This is a genomic window from Brevundimonas sp. P2_A6, from assembly GCF_056404975.1.
Genome location: NZ_JBFUCZ010000002.1, coordinates 654777 through 674503 on the forward strand (window position 1 = coordinate 654777; position 19727 = coordinate 674503).

A 19727-nucleotide genomic window follows, 5' to 3' on the forward strand; every position below is an offset into this window, starting at 1 on the left:
TGGCCATAACAGAGGTCTGGGATTTGGTCAATCCAATGTTCCCGTTCCGTTTCCACTTCGCAATCGCTATCTTCCCGACGTGCAAGACGAATCCCTCATCGCCAGACACGACCTGACCGGTGCCAAGCCGTGGCTGGTCCTGCCGCCCACACTGGCTGTGCCGCCCGGCGCGGGGGCGATCTGCGATGACGAGGGAGCGCGTAAGATCGGGCGGGGTGCGGCGGAGGGCGTTTTCACGGGCGGGCCGGTGCTGGTGGCGCATGCCTCGCTGACGGCGCGGCGTCTCGGGCTGTCCCCACCGCCCCGGTCGCCTGACCTGCTCGACGTGCTGGAGTTGTGGGCCTTCGTGCGGCCGGCGATGTTCTGCGCGCCGTCGCCGAGCGGGCTGGCGCTCGCCCTCGGGATGGCCGAACCCAAGGGCGCGGAGGCGCAGGCCGCCGCGCTGCGCGACGCTGCGGCCGTCCTGCTGAAGGAACTGGCCGACCCGGCCTATCCGAACCGCGAGGACGCCTTCACCCTGGCCGAGACGCTGGGCCGCGCGGGCTGGTCCTGGGCAGACCGTGTCACCGGCGCGCTTCAGGCCGGACCTCTGCGTCAGCGTCAGTATCGCGGCTCGGGCCTCGACGCCTGGTCGCGCCTGGCGGAGTGGGAGGACGAGGCGCCACGCGGGGAGGCGGGGTCAGCCCCTGTGGACTCGGAATCCGCCCGCATCCGGCTGGAAAAACTGCTGCAGGCGTCCGGCCTCGACGAGACGCGCCCGACCCAGTCCGACTATGCCGCCGAGGCCGCCTACGCCTTTTCTCCCCGCAACGAGGAGGGCCGCCCCCGCATGCTGCTGGCCGAGGCCGGCACCGGGACCGGGAAGACGCTGGGTTATCTGGCCCCCGCCTCCCTGTGGGCCGAGCGCAATCAGGGTGCGGCCTGGGTGTCTACGTATACACGCGCTTTGCAACGCCAGATCGACCGCGAGAGCGCCGCCCTGTGGCCGGACCCCGCCGAACGGAGGCGGAAGACCGTGGTTCGTAAGGGCCGCGAAAACTACCTGTGCCTGCTGAATCTTCAGGACATGGTTCAGGCGGCGCAGTTGGGCAACGGCGACCTGATCGGCCTGGCCCTGACCAGCCGCTGGGCCTTGCACAGCCGCGACGGCGACATGACCGGCGGCGACTTCCCCGGCTGGCTGCCCGGCCTGTTCGCCACCCCCACGGCGCAGCAGGCGTCGGCTGGCAATCTGGTGGACCGGCGCGGCGAATGCGTCCACGCGGCCTGCCCCCACTACCGCACCTGTTTCGTGGAGAAGACCATCCGGGCCAGTCGCCGGGCCGATCTGGTCGTCGCCAACCACGCCCTGGTCATGACCCAGGCCGCCTTCGACGGCGCCCGTTCGGCGCGGGGCCTGAAGCAGGACGGAGAGACCGCGGCCCTGAAACGCATCGTCTTCGACGAGGGCCACCATCTGTTCGACGCGGCGGATTCGGCGTTTTCCGCCTGTCTGTCGGGCCAGGAGGCGGCCGAGCTGCGGCGCTGGATCCGGGGCCCGGAGGGACGCGGCCGCAGAGGGCGCGGCTTGGAACAGCGGCTGGGCGACCTGTGCGCCGACAACGAGGCGGCGGCGAAGGCGCTGCAGGACGCTATCCGCGCGGCCGCCGCCCTGCCGGGCGAAGGCATCTCCGGCCGCATCGCGCCGCCGTCGGGCGAGGTCAATCCGGTCGGGCCGATCGAACAGTTCCTGATGGCCGCGCTGGAGCAGATCCGCGCGCGGACGTCGGAGGCGGCCTCCTCAGGGTCATCGGAGTTCGGTACCGAATGCGCCGTCCGGCCCGCGACCGAGCCCCTTTTGGAGACCGCCCGATCCGCCGCCCAGGCCATCGCCGCGGTCGAAGCCCCGCTGCTGGCCCTGGCCCGGCATCTGGAGGACATCCTCGACGACGAGGCGGCCGAGCTGGATGGGTCCGCCCGCGCCCGGATCGAGGGGGCCTTGCGCGGCCTCGACCGTCGCGCCCGCATGACCCTGCCGGGCTGGCGCTCGATGCTGGCGGCGCTTCAGGACGGCGGCGACGAACCGGACCCCGATTTCGTCGACTGGGTGTCGGTCGAGACGGCGTTTGGCCGCATCCACGACGTGGCCCTGCGTCGCCACTGGATCGACCCGACGGTGCCGCTGGAGGCCGCCGTCATCCTTCCCAGCCACGGCGTGCTGGTGACCTCTGCGACGCTGTCCGACCCGATCGCCGAGGCCGCGGGCGGCGACCTGTTCGGCATGGCCCGGATGCGGACAGGTGCGGCCCGGCTGATCGAGCCGGCGCGGACGCTGAAGGTCGAAAGCCCGTTCGATTATGCGTCGAACAGCCGGGTCATCGTCGTCAACGACGTGGCCAAGGACGACCCGCGCCAGACGGCGGCGGCCATGCGCGAGCTGTTCCTGGCGTCCGGAGGCGGGGGGCTGGGCCTGTTCACCGCCATCCGCCGGCTGAAGGCGGTCTACGAGCGGCTCGGCCCCGATCTGGCCAAGGCTCAGATCCCGCTCTACGCCCAGCATGTCGATCCGCTGGAGGTCGGTGCCCTGGTCGACATCTTCCGCGCCGAACAGGACAGCTGCCTGCTGGGCACCGATGCCGTCCGCGACGGCGTCGATGTGCCCGGTCGGTCCTTGCGCCTCCTCGCCTTCGACCGCGTCCCCTGGCCCCGCCCCGACCTGCTGCACAAGGCGCGGCGCGAGAAGTTCGGCGGGATGTCCGACAAGGGTCGGGGATATGACGACGCCCTGGCCCGGGCGCGGATCGCCCAGGCGTTCGGCCGCCTGATCCGGCGCGCCGACGACAAGGGGGTCTTCGTCATGCTGGACGCCGCCACCCCGACCCGCCTGTTCGCGGCCCTGCCGCCGGGCACCGAGGTGCAGCGCATGAGCCTGGTCGAGGCGATCGAGGTGACGCGCGGGTTCCTGAGCCAGGCGGCGACGGATTAACGCTCCTGCGCCGTTTCATCTCCATCGAACGGGATCGATCGGATGCGAACCATGCCGCAGAACGACACCACCCTGAACGCCGCCATCGCCCTGACCCGGTTCGGCATGGGTGCCCGCCCCGGAGAGATCGAACGGGTCGCGGCCGATCCGACCGGTTGGCTCCAGACGCAGATCCGCCCGACCGGTACCCCGGTGCCTCCGGGGCGGTTTCCCTCATCCAGCGACCAGGTGCAGGCCTTCCTGTCGTATCGCCAGGACGGTCAGGCGCGACGCCAGACCCGCCGCCCGTCCGGCGGCGAGACGGCCACCGATATGGAGGCATCCTCGCCGACCGGCATGGCGACGCAGGACCAGGCCGATGGATCTCGCCCGATGGACCCCGCCGCCCAGGCCGCCTTCGATGCGCGGCGTGAGGGTCGTCAGGCGCTGACGCGTGACGCCGCCGATGCCTTGCTGGCGCGCGCCAGGCTGGCGGCGACCACACCCGACGGCTTCGCCGAGCGATGGGCCCTGTTCTGGGCCAACCATTTCACCGCTTCGGCCACCAAATTCCAGTCAGCGATCTTCCTGGATTCCTATGAGCGCGAGGCGATCCGCCCGAACGTCTTCGGCCGGTTCGAGACCCTGGCCCTGGCGGCGGAACAGCACCCCGCCATGCTGCTCTACCTGGACCAGGCCCAGTCCGTGGGCCCGAACAGCGTCGCCGGTCAACGCCGCAATGCCGGGCTGAACGAGAACCTGGCGCGCGAGATTATGGAGCTGCACACCGTCGGCTCCGATGCCGGCTACACCCAGGCCGACGTGACCGAGTTCGCCCGCGCCCTGACCGGCTGGTCGATCCCCGCCGCTCGCGATGCCATTGCTGGTGCGGGCCGGGGCGGCGGGCAGGGCAGGGGACGCGGGCGACGCGGCCTGGCCCAGGCGATCGCGGGCGAGCCGGGTGCCAACGGCTTCGTCTATCGGGCCATCGTCCATGAGCCGGGCGAGCGCACCGTGCTGGGCCGCCGCCATGCCGACACCGGGCGCGCGCAGGGCGAGGCGATCCTGAAGGATCTCGCCAACCGCCCCGAGACCGCGCGCCGCCTGGCCCGCAAGATTGCCGCGCACTTCGTGGCCGACGAACCGCCGCCCGCCCTGGTGGCGACGCTGGAGCGGGCCTGGACGACGTCGGGCGGCGATCTCTCCGCCGTCGCCCGCGCCCTGATCGTGGCGCCAGAGGCCTGGCAACCCGCTCCCGCCAAGGTCAAGACGCCCTATGATTTCGTCATCTCGGCCCACCGGGCCTTCGGGGCCGAGCCGCAGCAGGCCCAGACCCTGCGCCAGGCCCTGATCGCCATGGGTCAGCCGCCGCTGAGCGCGCCCTCGCCCGAGGGGTGGCCCGATACCGCCGCCGACTGGGCCGGGCCGGACGCCCTGGTCAAGCGGCTGGACTGGTCACGCGCGGCGGCCGACCTGGTGCAGGCCTCCGACCCCAACGCGGTCGCCGCCTCGGCCCTGGGGCCGCGCCTGGGCGAGCGCTCCCGCATGGCCGTGGCCCGCGCCGAAAGTCGCCCCGAAGCCTTCACCCTGTTCCTCATGTCGCCGGAGTTTCAGCGCCGATGACCCGCTCCCTCGATCTCACCCGCCGGTTCCTGCTGGGGGCTTCTGCCGCCGGCGTCAGCCTCGCCTTCGCCGGACAGGCGGGTGCCCAGAGCGGCTCCGGACCGCGAAACAAGCTTGTCGTCGTCATCGCCCGAGGGGCCATGGACGGCCTGTCCGTCGTGGTTCCGAAAGATGACCCGAACTACCGGCCCCTGCGCGGAGCACTGGCGATCGAGGACAGCCTGGCCCTGTCCGACGGGTTCGGCCTGCATCCGTCGCTGGCCGGGCTGCACGCGCTGCACGGGCAGGGTCAGATGCGGTTCGCCCCGGCCGTGGCCATCCCCGTTCGCGTCCGCTCGCATTTCGACGCCCAGGACGTGCTGGAGAATGGCGGCGAGGGTCTGAGACAACAGACCGATGGCTGGTTGAACCGGGCTCTGGCCGCGACCGGCGGGCTGAAAGGCCTGTCGATCGGTGCGCAGACGCCCTTGATCCTGCGCGGTGCCGCCGCCGCTTCCAGCTGGGCCCCCGGCGGACGGACAGGGGCGGAGGACCGGATCGCCTCTCTGCTGCAGGACCTTTATGTCGAGGACCGCCTGCTGGCCGACAACCTCGCCGCCGGGCTGCAGACCGAGGCCCAGGCCATGGCGATGGGCGGAGACGCGCGCCTGGCCCGCAACGACGTCGCGGGTCTGGGCCAGGCCGTGGCCCGCCTGATGACCGGCCCGGAAGGGGCCGACGTCGTCGCCCTTTCCGTCGACGGCTGGGACACCCATGCGCGTCAGGTAGGGCAGCTGCAGACGCGGCTGACCGGGCTGGATCAGGTGGTGTCGGGTCTGCGCGTGGGCCTGGGCGAGGACTGGAGCCGGACTGTGGTCGTCATCGCCACCGAGTTCGGCCGCACCGCGCGCGCGAACGGGACGGGCGGCACCGACCACGGCACCGGCTCGGCCCTGCTGCTGGCGGGCGGGGCGCTGAAGTCGGGCGGAATGATCGGCGATTGGCCCACCCTGGCCGAGAACCGCCTGTTCGAGGGCCGCGACCTGACGCCGACGCTGGACATCCGCTCGGTGTTCAAGGGCGTGCTTCGGGACCATCTGGGTGTCGACCGGGCTGCGCTGGACGCGCGCGTCTTTCCCGCCAGCGCCGTCGAAGCCCCCACGCTGGACGGTCTGGCCTGATCGGTCCATGAGCCCGGTCTTCGAATGTCGCCTGGTCTCGCCACGCGAGATCAGATGCGCCAAAAGGCCCCCATGACTGACGCCGCTCCCCGCCACAAACGCTCCGGCCTGTTCGCGCCGATCGGGCTGTTCCTGATCGCCCTCGCCGCCTGGTCGGGCTGGTGGTTCTACCTTGCCCATCAAATCCAGGACCGACTGGAAACGCAGGTCCAGGCCATGCGGGGCTCCGGCTGGACCGTTGTCTATACCGGCCTCGGCACGACCGGCTGGCCGTTCCGGGTCCGGCTGGAGGCCGAGAACGTGTCGGTCACCGCTCCGTCCGGTCATGCTCTGGCGGCCCCCGACCTGGCGGCCGAGGCCAATGCCTGGAACCCCGACAAATGGGTGATCGCCGCCGACGACGGCCTCGTCCTGAACCGCGCGGGCAAGGGCAAGGTGGCGATCCGGGGCCGGTATATCCGCGCCAGCGTCCACGGCCTGACCCAGCGCTGGCCCAATCTGGCGGTTGAGCTGCAGCAGCCGGTCTTCACCGTCCACCGGGGGGCCGAGGCCTTTCCCATCTCTCGCGCCGAGAAGATCGAATTCTATCTGCGCCCCCATCTGGCTCCCTCGACCACGCCGGGGGTGGAGAACAGCGTCGACGTGCTGTTCCGCCTGATCGACGCGGAGGGTCGCCCTGGCGGTCCGGTCGAGGGCATGGCCCGCAACGGCAAGCTGACCGCCCAGATCGAGACGGTGGTCGAGGACGCCAACCGGCTGCAGGGAGCCGACGCGGCGGGCATCTTCTCGGCCTGGACCCGCGCGGGCGGGCGCTTCACCGCCGTGCGGGGTGAGCTGTCGGCGGGCGATAGCCGCGCCACCCTGTCCAGCGATGTCCTGTCGGCCACGCCAGATGGCAGACTTCAGGGTGTGGTCGCCCTCCAGGCCAAACAGCCGATGGCCGCCATCGCCGGTCTGGCGGGCTCCGGATCTGGGGCGGTCAACCGCGCGGGCGCGGCCGGGGCGACCGCCGCTGCGGCGGTCCAGGGCAATGAGGACGTGAACCTGTCGCTCGTCTTCCGCGACGGCCGGACCTTCCTGGGTCCCTTCGCCCTGGCCCCGGCCCCCAAGCTGTTCTGAGGCGGCGATGGCCCGAAAGCACGGTGCCCTGCTGGAGGAATCCCGGGTCGACACCGACCGGCTGAAGCTGGATCACGCGCTGATCGAAGCCCTGACCGCGCGGCTGGCCGCGGGCGAGGACGCCAGTCCCGACGCGTCGACCCTGGCCCTGCGCTCGCTGCTGGCCGAGGCCGACGACGTGCATCAGGCCGCCATGCTCCGCGCCCTGTGGGGGCGGATCGAGGCCCAGGCCGGGCCGTCTCTGATCGTCGCCGGACCGGCAGCGTCGCTTCTGGCCGCCGACCGGTTCGGCCTGTCCGCGCGCGCCGTCGCCGACCCCGACGCCGCCCTGGCCCAGGTGGCGGGTGGAGCTCATGCCCTGATCGATATCGCGTCTCCCCGACCCTGGTGGGGCAAATTGCTGGCCCGGCCGGAGCTACGCGTCATCTCCGCCCTGCCGGACGACCGCCACGGTGTCCCGGCCGCGCTTCGGGTCGCCGCCGCCCCGACCGGCCCGACGGGCGAGGACCGCACCTTCTGGGTCACCGATGCGCGCCTGCCCGACGCGCGGATCGTGGACGCCCTGGGCACCTGCGGCTTCGTCGCCCGTCCACTGGCCTCCGCAGGCGGGTTGAAGCTGTTCATGCTGGCGGGCTATGTGCAGGCCGAAGACGGGCGGCTCTCGGCAGCCCCCGGCGCCCTGAAGGGCGTGATCGGCGCCGCCCCCCTGTTCTGAGATGACCGCATGACCCCCTCGACCGGACCCGTCACGACCGCACCCGCTCCCAAGCCCGGCATCCTGGACATCGCCCCCTATGTCGGTGGCAAGTCGACCCTGGTCGGTGTCGCCGAGCCGATGAAGCTGTCGTCCAACGAGAATGCGCTGGGCGCGGGGCCGCTGGCGCGGGCCGCCTATGAGGCGGCGTTGAAGTCTATCCATCTGTATCCGGACGGTCGCGCCGGAAAGCTGCGCACCGCCGTCGCCGACCATCATGGACTGGAGCCGGACCGGCTGATTTTCGGCAATGGGTCCGACGAGGTCTTCGCCCTGCTGAACCAGACCTATCTGTCGCCCGGCGACAACATCGTCACCGGCCAGTACGGCTTCCTGGCCTATCGCATCAGCGCCCTGGGCTGCGAGGCCCAGGTCAAGCTGGCCCCCGAGCCCGGCTACAAGGCCGAGGTCGATGCCCTGCTGGAACAGGTCGATGACCGCACCAAGATCGTCTACGTCTCCAACCCCTCGAACCCGACCGGCAGCTGGAACTCGGGCGAAGAGATCCGTCGGCTTCACGAGGCCCTGCCGCCCCATATCCTGCTGGTCATCGACGAGGCCTATGCCGAGTTCGTGGTCGAGCCGGACTGGGAGACGGCCCTGCCGCTGGCCCGCGAGGCCGCCAATGTCGTCGTCACTCGCACCTTCTCCAAGATTCACGGCCTGGGCGGCCTGCGCATCGGCTTCGGCTATGCGCCCCTTGCGGTGGCCGAAGCGGTCGATCGCATCCGACTGCCGTTCAACGTCTCGGTCCCCGGCCTGGACGCCGCCACCGCCGCGATCGCCGATGAAGCCCACCAGAAGGCCTCGCGCGAGCTGGTCCAGACCTGGCGGCCCCGCCTGACCCAGGCCATCCGCGGCTTTGGCTTCGAGGTCCTGCCCTCGGCCGGCAACTTCATCCTGGTCCTGTTCCCGGACCCCAGGCGCACCGCAGCCGCCGCCAACGACCTGCTGAACGCCAAGGGCATCATCGTCCGCGCCGTCGGCGGTTACGGCATCCACAACGGCCTGCGGATCACGGTGGGCACCGAGGACCAGAACCGCGCGGTCATCGATGCACTGAGCGAGTTCGCGGCATCCTAGAAGAGCGCTAACGCGAGCGACGCGGTCGCTCGCTGCTTGAGCGGGTGTCAGGTCGAGCGCGAACGCGGTTTCCCGCTGCTGGAGCGAGGGCCTGCGCTATTTCAGCAGCGCGTTCGACGCCGTTTCTATCCGGCGTTCCAGCTCGGCCATGAACACGGCGCGTTTCAGGTCCGCCTCGATGGGCGGCAGGAACTCGTAGACCACCGTGCCCGGATAGCGGCGGAAGCCGTGGGCGGGCCAGTGGACGCCGGCGTTGGTCGCCACGGGCCAGCAGGGGCTGCCGATGTCGCGGTACAGGGCCGCGACGCCGGGCTTGTAGTCGGGCACCGAGCCGACCGGCGCGCGGGTGCCTTCGGGGAAGATCCAGATCTGGCGACCCTCGGCGACGCGATCGCGGGCCTGTTTGACCATGTCGCGCAGCGCCTTGGACGCGGCGGACCGGTCGACCGAGATCATCTTCGTCTTCCAGGCGAACCAGCCGAAGAAGGGCAGGATCATCAGCTCCTTCTTGGTGATGATGCAGGGGTCCTCCAGCACGACGAAGGGGATGATGATGTCCAGCATCCCCTGATGCTTGCAGGCGAGCAGGGCGCGGCCGGTGGGCCGGTGCTCCAGCCCCCGGAACTCCACCTTCACACCCGCGATCCACCGCAGGCCGAACAGGACGAACCGCGCCCAAGCCTTGACCACGCCCAGCGCGAACCGGTGCGGCAGGACCAGCGCCGGCGACATGCCGACGGCGAACAGGGCCAGCGACAGATAAAGCCATGCCACGAAGACCAGGGAACGCAGGGCGATCAAGACGCGGATGCCTCTTCGGGTGTCGCGGGCCGTTCGTCGTGCCCGACCACCTTGTGCAATGCTTCGCGCGCCAGGACGGCCAGATACTTCATGTATTCCAGCGTCATGCGCCGCGCCGTCACCGCCGCCCGCCACCAGCGCGAGTTGTCCAGCGACGGCGTGGAGACGGCATAGGGCGTCAGTTTCAGATCCGGCGCCGCGCTGCGGATCTCCAGCAGCGAACGCGGCATGTGGTAGTCGGAGGTGACCACGATCAGCGAGGTGTAATGCTTGGACGCGGCCCAGGCGGCGATCTCCTGGGCGTTGCCGCCCGTGTCCTCGGCCTCGAAGCCCAGGTCGACGCAGCAGTTGAACAGGCGGGTAGAGCCGGGCGTCAGGGCGTTCAGTTCCTGGCGGCGGACCTCGCGGTTGACGCCCGAGATCAGCACCCGCTCGCCCTTGTCCTGTTCCAGCAGGCGGACGGCGGCATTGACCCGCTCGGCCGAGGGACCCGTCAGGGCGACGATGCCATCGGCGCGCGCGGGCTCGTCGGCGGGCGTCAGGCCGCGCACCCGGTCTGCGAAGGCGAACAGCCCTACGAGCCAGATCAGACCGACGATCCCCACAAGCGCCAGAAACTTCATGCCTTATCTCTAATCAGGCCGGACCCGCCCGCCAAGGGCCGCGCCCGCCGCGAGCCACGCCGAACCAAGCGCCACCGTAGCGGCGACAAAAGGGCAACAGGTCAGCAGGACGATGTCGCTCCAGGCCAGGGGGAGGGCAGGGGTCAGGCCCGCGTCCCCGCCCAACGCCCGCAAGGCCCCGATCAGCAGCATGGCGACAGCGGCACCCACCGCGCCCGATGCCGCCGCCAGAAGGCCGAACCGGCGCTGGAACAGCCAGACGATGCTCGCGTCCGTGGCTCCCGACAGGCTCAGGGTCTCGATCACGCCGCGTCGCGTCTCCAGCCCGGCTCGCGTCGCATAGGCGATGGCCGCCCCCGCCGCGAAGGCGGTCGCCAGGAAGGCCGCCAGCGCCAGCAGCGAGATCACCCCCGCCGACCGCTCGACCTCGCCCCGCCACAGGCTGTGGTCGTCCACCGTCGCGTCGATCCCCGCCTCGGCCAGGGCGCGGCTCAGGCTGAGCGCGCTGGCGGGAGCCGAGGCCTCGAGCCTCACGGTGACCAGAAACGGGATGGGCAGGTCCGCCAGCACCGCCTCGCCCATCCAGGGCCGCAACAGGGCCTCGGCCGCGTCCCGGTCCATGGCCACCGCCTCCTCGACCCCATCGACACCGCCCAGCGTCTCGGCGGCGCGTGCAGCGGCGGCCGAGCCGGTCTCGCTGACGCGGGGCCGCACCTGCACGGTCGCCTCCGCCCGCAACGCGCGCGCCCAGCCATGCGACGCCCGATCCGCCGCCAGCGTCCCCACGGCCGCCAGGCAGGCGAGGAAACAGAGGACGGCGATCAACGCGCCCAACGCCTGCTCGCCGGCGGCGTCCCGGGGCAGCAGGCCGCGTTCGGGGCGCACCGGTTTTGGCACCGCCCCCGGCCCGAACAGGGTGGACCAGCGGATCACGGCTTCACCGCCGTCACCCGCCCGTCGGCCAGTCGCAGGAGCAGTGCGCCAGACGCCTTGGCCAGGGCCTCGTCGTGGCTGGCGATCAGGATGGTGGTGCCCATCCGGTTCATGGACTGGAACAGTTTCAGCAGCCGCTGCGCCATCGCGGCATCGACGCTGCCGGTCGGCTCGTCGGCCAGGATCAGCTCGGGTCCCGCCATGACCGCCCGGGCGATGGCCAGACGCTGCTTCTCGCCGCCCGACAGAGCCGTGGGCAGGCCCTCGGCCCGATCGGACAGCCCGACCCACGCCAGCATCTCGGCCACGTCCCCGGCATAGTCGGCAGGCTTTCGACCCCGCAGGCGAAGGGGCAGGGCGACGTTGTCGAACACGCTGAGGTGATCCAGCAGGCGGAAATCCTGAAACACCACCCCCATCCGGCGGCGATAGGCGGGGCGATCCCGACGCGCGATCTGGCCCACCTCGTCCCCGAACAGGGCGATGCGCCCGGACGTCGGCACCTCCGCCAGCGTCAGCAGCTTCAACAGTGACGACTTTCCCGCCCCGGACGCCCCGGTAAGGAAGTGGAAAGAGCCGCGCGGCAAGATGAGGTTAACGTCCCGCAGCACGTCGGGCCTTTCCGCATAGCCGAACCCGACGCCCGACAGGCGGACGGTCTCGGGCGAAGGCGCAGGGTCGGCGGCGCGACGGGGCGGACGAGGCATCGATTCGATTCAGGGACGGGGGCGCGGCGCGCTCCGACAGGGAGGGGGCTGCGCGAACAGCCTCGTAAGGCACGGCCATGATACTGACCTGCCCGTCCTGCGCCACCAGCTATTTCACGCCCGACGGCGCGATTCCGCCCGCCGGACGCAAGGTGCGCTGCCAGTCCTGCGCTCACGTCTGGCTGGCCACGAACGAGGAACCGCTGGATCTGACGGCGGAGACCGCAGCTCCGGTCGAGAGCCGATCGTTCGAAGAAGCCCCCGCCGTCGCGCCGGAGACGCCCGCGCCCGAACTGCCCAAGGCCTTCCGCGCCCGGGCCGAGCAGCAGCGCCGCCTGCGCCGGGCCGCGACCCACGGCGTGGTCTGGGCCGGTCTGGCCAGTCTGTTCGTCGGGTTGATCGGGGCCGGCTGGCTGTTCCGCGTCGACGTGGTCCAGATGTATCCGCGAGCGGCCGCCGCCTATGCCAAGATCGGATCGCCGGTGAATGCGGTCGGGCTCGAATTCGAAGCTCTGTCCGCCAAGACCCTGCCGAACCGCCCGGACACGGTCGTGGTGTCCGGAGCCCTGCGCAATGTGCGCGATCGGGAAATCGTCGCCCCCGCCGTCCGCGTCGCCCTGCTGGACGAGCATGGCGCCGAGGTCGGTCACGCCGTCATTCAGCTCGAAGAGGCTCCCGTCCTGCCCGGAGGCGTCCAGGGGTTCGCGGCCCTGATCCAGGATCCCGGTGCCCACGGCGTCGACGTTGGCGTCGCGTTCGTGGGCTCCGAACCGTCCAGCCACGGCGAGGACGCTCCGGCAGGGGGCACCCATGGCCCGGCACCCCATGCCCGGCCCCTTCCGACGCCCGACGAGCACGGCCTGCGCCCGGCCCTGATCGAGGCGGCCCCGGCGTCTCATGCCGAACCGGTCGATGCAGCGCCCGTGGTCGAACAGCATCACGACGCCGTGGACACGCATGGGGCCGAGGCGGTATCCGCCTCGCATGGCTGACCTCCCCCAGACGCCCCAAGTCCTTCTGTCCGAAGCCGAGATCGCGCAGGTCGTCGCCGATCTCGCGGCCCGCATCGCGCCCGCCGTCGACGACGACACGGTCGCGGCCGTCCTGCTGACCGGCGGCCTGTGGTTCGCGGCCGACTTGACACGGGCGCTGTCGCGGGTCGGCCGGAACGTCCGCTTCGACGCCCTGTGGCTGGCCTCATATGGTGACGACAAGACCAGCCGTGGTCGCATCGACGTCTACGCACCCTTCCAGCGCTCGCTCGAGGGTCGCAAGGTCCTGATCCTGGACGACGTGTTCGACACCGGCCTGTCGCTCGCCGAGGCCGTCCGCATCGCGAAGGAAGCCGGCGCAGCGTCGGTGCTCACCTGCGTTTTCGCCCGCAAACCCTGGCCCCTGCCGCGCGCGCCCGAGCCAGACTTCGTCGGTTGGGAGGCCCCCAACCGGTTCCTGGTCGGATACGGACTGGATCACGCCGGGACTTTGCGGGGCCTCCCAGACATCTGCGCGCTGGATTAGCCATCGCAGCCCCCTCTCCCATCGGGAGAGTGCTTGAGCGCCCGAGAGCCGTCAGGCGATCGGTGTTGCGCGAAAGGGTGAGGGGTTAAGGTGTGAGCCGGTGAGGTCTTGACCCCTCACCCTTTCGTTTTGCGGATCGCTGCGCTCTCCGAACCTCAAGCCCTCTCCCTATGGGAGAGGGAAGCCTAGATCGCGCCCAGCGCCTGCAGCACGCCCTTGCCATAGCGATCGATCTTGGACTGCCCCACGCCTGCAATCGCCGCGAGCGCGTCCAGCGACCCCGGCTCGCGCTGTGCGATCTCCAGCAGCGTCTTGTCCTGAAAGATCACATAGGGCGGCACATGCTGTTCGGCCGCGCGGTCGCGCCGCCACGCGCGCAGCGTCTCGAACCGTGCCCGGACATCGGCGTCCAGCGCCTCGACGGCGGCGTTCCTGTCATTGCGGGTCCGGGTCCGCGGATTGCCCGACCGCGCCCCGGCATCGAAGCCCGGGGGCGTGCGGCGGACCTCGATGGCCCGTTCCCCCCGATAGACCGCGCGCACGGCCTCGGCGTCGCCCAGTCCGACCAGCGGCTTCCCGTCGTTTGGGTCTTCCAGCAGCAACCCTTCGAACAGCAGGTGATCGACGATGTCGCGCCAGCCACTGGGCGCGATGTCCTTGCCGATGCCCCAGGTGGACAGGTCGCTCTCCCACGGCTGGACGTCCTTGGTCTTGCCCAGCAGGTGATCGACGATCCGGCCGCGCCCGAACCGCCCGCCCAGCCTCTGCACCGCCGCCAACGCCTTCTGGGCCGGAACGGTTGCATCATACAGGGCCGGGGGGTCGGCGCAGATGTCGCAGACGCCACAGACGCCCGCATCGCTCTCGCCGAAATAGCGGCGCACCGCCTGGGGCCGACAGGTCGCGCCGTCCAGCATGGCGAACAGCTGGCGGGCCTTTCGCGTCTGGACCGCCTTGACCTCCTCGGCCATCGGCCGGGTTTCAAGCCGGCGCAGCGTCCAGGCGATGTCGGAGGGGCCATACAGGGTGATCCCCTCGGCCGGTTCGCCGTCGCGCCCGGCCCGCCCGATCTCCTGCCAGTAGGCTTCCAGGCTGCCCGGGGGATCGGCATGGATGACGAAGCGCACGTCGGCCTTGTCCACCCCCATGCCGAAGGCGATGGTCGCCACCATCACCGCGCCGTCCTCGGCCAGGAACCGCTCCAGCCGCCGGTCGCGCTCCGTCCCCGGCATCCCGGCATGATAGGCGATGGCATTGGTGCCCGCCGATTTCAGCGCATCGGCGACCCGCTCGCAGCCGTCGCGCGACCCGCAATAGACCACGCCCGACTGACCCCGGCGCGCTCGCACCAGTTCGATCACATGGGCGTCGGTCCTGGCGCGTGACGCGCTTTCCTTGCGCACCGCCGACAGCTGCAGGTTCGGCCGGGCGAAGCTGTCGACGAAGACCGCCGCGCCTTCCAGGTGCAGCGAGGCCAGGATATCGTCGCGGGTCCGGGCATCGGCCGTTGCCGTCACGGCGATGCGCGGCACCCCGGGAAAGAACTCCGACAGTCGCCCCAGCGTCCGATAGTCGGGCCGGAAGTCATGGCCCCACTGACTGACGCAGTGCGCCTCGTCGATGGCGATCAGCGACAGCGGCAGGTCGCGCAGCTGCCCCAGCAGCGCGCCCGACGCCAAACCTTCAGGCGAGACATACAGCAGGTCCAGCTCGCCCGACTTCGCCGCCCGCAGGACAGCGGTCCGCTCATCCAGCGACAGGCCCGAATCCAGCCGCGCGGCGGCCACCCCCTGCTGCCTCAGCGCCTCGACCTGATCGGTCATCAGGGCGATCAGCGGCGACACGACCAGGCCCAGGCCAGGCCTCAGGATCGCGGGGATCTGATAGCAGACGCTCTTGCCGCCGCCGGTCGGCAGCACGGCCAGCACGTCGCGCCCGGCCATGATCTCGGTGACGACCCGGGCCTGCAGGCCGCGAAAGTCCGTATGGCCCCAGACCCGCTCCAGCGTCTGCCGCGCGGCGTCGAGGCCGGGCATCGAAAGCGGTGAGTCGGACAGCATGGGCGGGTTGTGCCCGATGCCCCCGGCGCTGTCATCCGTCGCCTCGTGCATCGACGGCGACGCTTGGCGCGTCTAGGGTCATCGACATGAGCGCCTATCGTCTTCTGACCCGCTGGTGGACCGCCTTCGCCCTGGCCATATCGCTGGCCATGCTGGGGGCTGCCCATGGCTTCGAGCGGTTCGCGGGCCTCAGCCCCTGCAACCTGTGCCTCAAGCAGCGCGAGGTCTACTGGGGCGCCGTCGCCGTCGCCCTGATCGCCACGGGCTGGGCGATCATCAGCCAGGCGCGTCGCGGCACGCCCCGGATCGCCGCATTCCTGCTGTTCGCCATCTTCACGACAGGCGCGATCACGGCCGGCTTTCACGCCGGGGGCGAGCTGAAGTGGTGGAGCCTGCCCGCTACCTGCGTCGGCGGCGGGGTGGCCGATCTAGAAAGCCTGACGTCGCTGGCCCTGGGCGTGGGCGAGCCGACCCGGATCGCCATGTGCGACGCGGTGGCGTGGAGCTTCCTGGGCGTGTCCATGGCAGGATGGAACGCGCTGATCTCCGCCGCATTGGCGGTGTTCAGCCTGCTTGCCGCGAAAAGGCCCAAGGATGCCAGAGCCCCTAAACACTGATCACGCGATCCCTCTGCCGCGTCCGGGCCGGGGCGAGACCCGCAGGCGCCTTGCCGAGATCCTGCGCGTCGATCACGCGGGCGAGTATGGCGCGGTCAAGATCTACGAGGCCCAGGCGGCGGTGTTCCGGAACGCCCCCGGCAAGGGTCCGCTGACCGCCGACATGGAGGCCATGCAGGCGGGCGAGGCGGTGCACAAGGCGCGCTTCGACGCCCTGCTGACCGAACACCGCGTGGCGCCGACCGCCCTGCTGCCCCTGTGGTCCTTGGCCGCCACGGGGCTGGGCACCGTCACCGCCCTGATGGGCGAAAAGGCCGCCCACGCCTGCACCGAGGCGGTCGAGAGCGTGATCGAGCAACACTATGCCGACCAGATCGCCGAACTGTCCGAGCGCGAGCCGGACCTGGCCGCCGAACTGACGCAGTTCCGCGAGGAGGAACTGGACCACCACGACCACGCCATCGAACACGGCAGCCGCGAGGCCCCGGGGTATCGCCTGCTCAGCGCCGTCATCAAGGCCGGCTGCAAGGTCGCGATCAAGGTGAGCGAGCGGGTCTAGCGACCAGTCCTTCCCCCATTCTTCATGGGGGAAAGCGGCCCGTCGATCGCGCAGCGATCCAGGGCCGATGGGGGAAGTCCTGCTTGCCTGTCTTGCCGAACCTTTGCGATGAAAGTTCCCCCATCGGTCCTGTTCTCGCTTCGCTCGAAGACGGACCGCTTTCCCCCGCAAAGGGCGGGGGAAAGGCTCTCACCCCGCCACATCAAACGCCAGCAGCAGCGTCTTCTGCAGCGGGTTCGCATTGTCGTCGCTCAGCAGATACAGCCGCGTCCCGGTCGCTTTGGCCACCGCCGCGATCCCCTCGAAATTGTCGGTCGAGGCAGGCGGGCGGAGTTGCAGGATCGGCTCGGACAGCACCCCGTCCGGCGACAGTCTGCGCACCCGCACCCGCATGTCGAAGGGGGGCATGTAGTAGCGCTCGACCACGAACCAGCCGCCCGCCGGATCGACGTCCGCCCCCGTGAACTTGAAACCGTCGGCGGGCAGGATCGGCACCGACCCCAGGGCCGCGCAGGTCGCGTGACACACCCAGGCCCCGCCGCCTTCGCCCAGCACCAGCCAGCCGCCGTCGGGTGCGGCCGCCAGCCCCTCCATGCCTTCGTTGTCGGGAAAGTCCGCTTCCGGCCGCGCCACCGGTGACGGCGCGGCGGTCGCCCCCGGGCCATAGGACCAGATGCGATGGTCGCCCTCGAAACTGATCAGGATCCGGCCGTCGGACAGGATCGCCAGCCCTTCGGAATCCGCCCTGGATTTCGGGGCCAGAGCGGACCCGTCCGGCCCCGTCAGCGGACGCACGGTCGCGCTGTCGGCGGACGTGAGGCGACCGCCGCCATCCAGACGAAGGGTGAACCGCACCAGCTCGCCGAAGTCGCTGACCACCCAGGCGCGCGCACCCTCGACCTTCAGGTCCGACAGGCCGTGCAGTCTCGACCCGCGCAGGATCAGACCGCCTGCATAGGTGACGCCGGGTGTCAGAGTCGCGCCGCCGATGCCCAGGGGCACATGTCGGGCTTCCATGCGGACAGGCGTGTCCTGCCCGTCATGCGGGCCGGGCATGGAGGTCGCGACGGCCGCGCAGGCCGCCGCCGCCATCAGGGACACGGCCAGCAGTAGCTGGAACGAGATCCGCATCATGCGGCCCGCTTCATCCGCTGCCCGCGCTTGGTGGCCTGTTTGGGCGCGGCCTCGAACAGTTCGGCCAGCTTCTCGATCATGACGCCCCCCAGCTGTTCGACGTCGACGATGGTGACCGCGCGGCGGTACCAGCGCGTCACATCGTGGCCGATGCCGATGGCGATCAGTTCGACCGGGCTCTGGGTTTCGATCCGCTCGATCACCTGGCGCAGATGCTTGTCCAGATAGAGCGCCGCATTGGCCGACTGGGTCGAATCGTCGACCGGCGAGCCGTCGGAGATGACCATCAGGATCTGGCGCGCCTCGGGTCGGGCCTTCAGCCGGTCGTGCGCCCAGGTCAGGGCCTCGCCGTCGATGTTCTCCTTCAGCAGCCCCTCGCGCATCATCAAACCGAGGTTCTTCTTGGCCCGGCGCCACGGCGCGTCGGCGGCCTTGTAGATGATGTGGCGCAGGTCGTTCAGCCGGCCGGGCATGGGCGGCTTGCCCGCCGTGATCCAGGCCTCGCGCGCCTGTCCGCCCTTCCAGGCGCGGGTGGTGAAGCCCAGGATCTCGACCTTGACGCCGCAGCGTTCGAGGGTGCGCGCCAGGATGTCGGCGCAGACGGCCGCCACCATGATCGGCCGCCCGCGCATGGAGCCTGAGTTGTCCAGCAACAGGGTCACGACGGTGTCGCGGAACGGGCTTTCGCTCTCGGCCTTGAACGTCAGCGGGCTGGTCGGATCGGTGATGATCCGGGTCAGCCGCGCGGTGTCCAGCACGCCCTCTTCCAGATCGAACGCCCAGGACCGGTTCTGTTGCGCCATCAGCCGCCGCTGCAGCTTGTTGGCCAGCCGGGCGACGACGCTGGACAGGATGGTCAGCTGTTGGTCGAGCAAGGACCGCAGCCGCTCCAGCTCCATCGGATCGCACAGATCGGCGGCGTCGATCACCTCGTCATAGGCGGTGGTGAAGACGCGGTAGGCGTCGATCGCCCGGCCGTCGTCGGCATTGTCCTGACGGTTGGGCAGGGCCCCTTCGGCCACGTCGGGGCCGTCGTCGGCGGCGTCGCCGTCGCGTTCGGCGGGGCTGCCGTCCGGGCGGGCATCGCGGTCCTGTTCGGAGGTGGGGTCCTCGGACGATCCGTCCATCGACTGACCGCCCTCGCCGCCGCTCTCGTCCTCCTCGTCGTCCTGATCCTGGGAGTCTTCAGGCTGCTGGGGCGGGGGTTCGTCCTCGCCCGGCTCGTCATTGGCCTCGTCGCCGCGCCCGTCGCCGGGATCCAGATCGAGGTCGCGCAACACGTCCTTCAGCGCCTGACCAAACGCCGCCTGATCGCCCGCTGTCAGGGCCAGCCGGTCCAGCGCCGCGCCCGCCTTGGCCTCGATATCGGTCCGGACCAGATCCAGCATCGCTCCGGCGCCATCCGGGCTGCGCTGGCCGGTCACCCGTTCGCGCAGCAACAGGGCGACGGCCTCGGCGACGGGCACGCGCGCGGGTTCGATCACCCGCAGCGCCCCCATCTTCTCCAGCCGCGTCAGCAGGGCGGCGTTCATGTTCGAGCGGACGCCCGCCAGAGACGCCGAGCCATGCGCCTCGATCCGCGCCTGTTCGACCGCCTCGAACACCTCGGCGGCCTTGCTGTCCAGCGGGCGCATCGTGGCGTGAACCGCCGGGTCGTGATTGGCCAGCCTCAGCGCCAGCCGGTCGGCCTGACCCCGCACATTGGCCGTGTCGCCGTCCGATGGATTGCGCGGCGGGTGGGGCAGGGTCAGCACCCCGCCGGTCAGGCGCGGCCCGTCCGATCCGAACACCACCTCCAGCTCGGATTGCTCCGCCAGGGCCCGTGCCGCATGGGCCAGGGCACGCTTGAAGGTCTCTGCGGGACTGTCGGCGGGGGGCATGGATCGTAACTAGTGGCTTGGCGGCGGGGAGGCTAGCGCGACATTCTCCCTCTCCCATCGGGAGAGGGCTTGAGCGCCCGAGAGCCGTCAGGCGATCGGACTTGCGCGAAAGGGTGAGGGGTTATGGTGCCAGCCGGTCAGGGCGAAACCCCTCACCCTTTCGGTTTGCGAATCGCTGCGCTCTCCGAACCTCAAGCCCTCTCCCTATGGGA

17 protein-coding genes are annotated in these 19727 nt (G+C 70.7%); 10 read left to right on the forward strand and 7 right to left on the reverse strand.

Features of this window, described 5'->3' with window-relative positions; genetic code table 11:
- Positions 1–79 precede the first annotated feature (79 nt).
- The 6 genes from AC1DW4_RS08780 to hisC all read left to right on the forward strand — a co-directional run bounded on the left by AC1DW4_RS08780 (position 80) and on the right by hisC (position 8683).
- The gene (locus AC1DW4_RS08780) at positions 80–2965 is read left to right on the forward strand and encodes an ATP-dependent DNA helicase (RefSeq protein ID WP_477016859.1); all 2886 of its coding nucleotides are present in this window, start codon (positions 80–82) and stop codon (positions 2963–2965) included.
- Between the two features lie 51 nt (positions 2966–3016).
- Positions 3017–4567 carry a DUF1800 domain-containing protein gene (locus tag AC1DW4_RS08785; RefSeq protein ID WP_477016860.1) on the forward strand — a complete coding sequence of 517 codons (1551 nt, stop codon included), beginning with the start codon at positions 3017–3019 and terminating at the stop codon, positions 4565–4567.
- Positions 4564–5727, forward strand: coding sequence for a DUF1501 domain-containing protein (locus tag AC1DW4_RS08790; RefSeq protein ID WP_477016861.1), 1164 nt, complete (start codon positions 4564–4566; stop codon positions 5725–5727). Before AC1DW4_RS08785 ends, AC1DW4_RS08790 begins: the two co-directional genes overlap by 4 nt.
- A 72-nt stretch (positions 5728–5799) precedes the next feature.
- Positions 5800–6846 (forward strand): DUF2125 domain-containing protein, encoded by a 1047-nt coding sequence (locus AC1DW4_RS08795; RefSeq protein ID WP_477016862.1) that lies wholly within the window; start codon positions 5800–5802, stop codon positions 6844–6846.
- A gap of 7 nt (positions 6847–6853) precedes the next feature.
- Entirely contained in the window at positions 6854–7561 is a 708-nt protein-coding gene (locus AC1DW4_RS08800; protein WP_477016863.1) for a hypothetical protein, read from the forward strand.
- Positions 7562–7570: 9 nt separating this feature from the next.
- Positions 7571–8683: a histidinol-phosphate transaminase gene (gene hisC, locus AC1DW4_RS08805; RefSeq protein ID WP_477016864.1), complete on the forward strand. Its 1113-nt coding sequence runs from the start codon at positions 7571–7573 to the stop codon at positions 8681–8683.
- 96 nt (positions 8684–8779) lie between these two features.
- Here hisC and AC1DW4_RS08810 read toward each other — a convergent pair whose 3' ends face one another.
- The 4 genes from AC1DW4_RS08810 to AC1DW4_RS08825 are packed head-to-tail and all read right to left on the reverse strand — an operon-like array spanning position 8780 to position 11747.
- Positions 8780–9484, reverse strand: coding sequence for a lysophospholipid acyltransferase family protein (locus tag AC1DW4_RS08810; protein WP_477016865.1), 705 nt, complete (start codon positions 9482–9484; stop codon positions 8780–8782).
- On the reverse strand, positions 9481–10107 hold the full coding sequence (locus tag AC1DW4_RS08815; protein ID WP_477016866.1) for a YdcF family protein: 627 nt from the start codon (positions 10105–10107) through the stop codon (positions 9481–9483). Before AC1DW4_RS08815 ends, AC1DW4_RS08810 begins: the two co-directional genes overlap by 4 nt.
- A gap of 9 nt (positions 10108–10116) precedes the next feature.
- Positions 10117–11040: a cell division protein FtsX gene (locus tag AC1DW4_RS08820; protein ID WP_477016867.1), complete on the reverse strand. Its 924-nt coding sequence runs from the start codon at positions 11038–11040 to the stop codon at positions 10117–10119.
- On the reverse strand, positions 11037–11747 hold the full coding sequence (locus tag AC1DW4_RS08825; RefSeq protein ID WP_477016868.1) for a cell division ATP-binding protein FtsE: 711 nt from the start codon (positions 11745–11747) through the stop codon (positions 11037–11039). Before AC1DW4_RS08825 ends, AC1DW4_RS08820 begins: the two co-directional genes overlap by 4 nt.
- 77 nt (positions 11748–11824) lie before the next feature.
- On the opposite strand from AC1DW4_RS08825, the gene AC1DW4_RS08830 reads away from it, so the two are divergent.
- Together AC1DW4_RS08830 and AC1DW4_RS08835 are read left to right on the forward strand one after the other, a co-directional pair.
- Positions 11825–12739, forward strand: coding sequence for an MJ0042-type zinc finger domain-containing protein (locus AC1DW4_RS08830; protein WP_477016869.1), 915 nt, complete (start codon positions 11825–11827; stop codon positions 12737–12739).
- Positions 12732–13265: a phosphoribosyltransferase gene (locus AC1DW4_RS08835; protein WP_477016870.1), complete on the forward strand. Its 534-nt coding sequence runs from the start codon at positions 12732–12734 to the stop codon at positions 13263–13265. Before AC1DW4_RS08830 ends, AC1DW4_RS08835 begins: the two co-directional genes overlap by 8 nt.
- 185 nt (positions 13266–13450) lie before the next feature.
- On the opposite strand, the gene recQ is transcribed toward AC1DW4_RS08835, so the two are convergent.
- Positions 13451–15325, reverse strand: coding sequence for a DNA helicase RecQ (gene recQ / locus AC1DW4_RS08840; RefSeq protein ID WP_477016871.1), 1875 nt, complete (start codon positions 15323–15325; stop codon positions 13451–13453).
- 86 nt (positions 15326–15411) lie between these two features.
- Here recQ and AC1DW4_RS08845 point away from each other — a divergent pair, with 86 nt between their 5' ends.
- Positions 15412–15942 carry a disulfide bond formation protein B gene (locus tag AC1DW4_RS08845; RefSeq protein ID WP_477016872.1) on the forward strand — a complete coding sequence of 177 codons (531 nt, stop codon included), beginning with the start codon at positions 15412–15414 and terminating at the stop codon, positions 15940–15942.
- The gene (locus AC1DW4_RS08850; protein ID WP_477016873.1) at positions 15920–16501 is read left to right on the forward strand and encodes a demethoxyubiquinone hydroxylase family protein; all 582 of its coding nucleotides are present in this window, start codon (positions 15920–15922) and stop codon (positions 16499–16501) included. Before AC1DW4_RS08845 ends, AC1DW4_RS08850 begins: the two co-directional genes overlap by 23 nt.
- 189 nt (positions 16502–16690) lie before the next feature.
- On the opposite strand, the gene AC1DW4_RS08855 is transcribed toward AC1DW4_RS08850, so the two are convergent.
- Together AC1DW4_RS08855 and cobT are read right to left on the reverse strand one after the other, a co-directional pair.
- Positions 16691–17635 carry an esterase-like activity of phytase family protein gene (locus AC1DW4_RS08855; RefSeq protein WP_477016874.1) on the reverse strand — a complete coding sequence of 315 codons (945 nt, stop codon included), beginning with the start codon at positions 17633–17635 and terminating at the stop codon, positions 16691–16693.
- Complete coding sequence (gene cobT / locus AC1DW4_RS08860; RefSeq protein ID WP_477016875.1) at positions 17632–19515, reverse strand: cobaltochelatase subunit CobT; 1884 nt, start codon at positions 19513–19515, stop codon at positions 17632–17634. Before cobT ends, AC1DW4_RS08855 begins: the two co-directional genes overlap by 4 nt.
- Positions 19516–19727 lie beyond the last annotated feature (212 nt).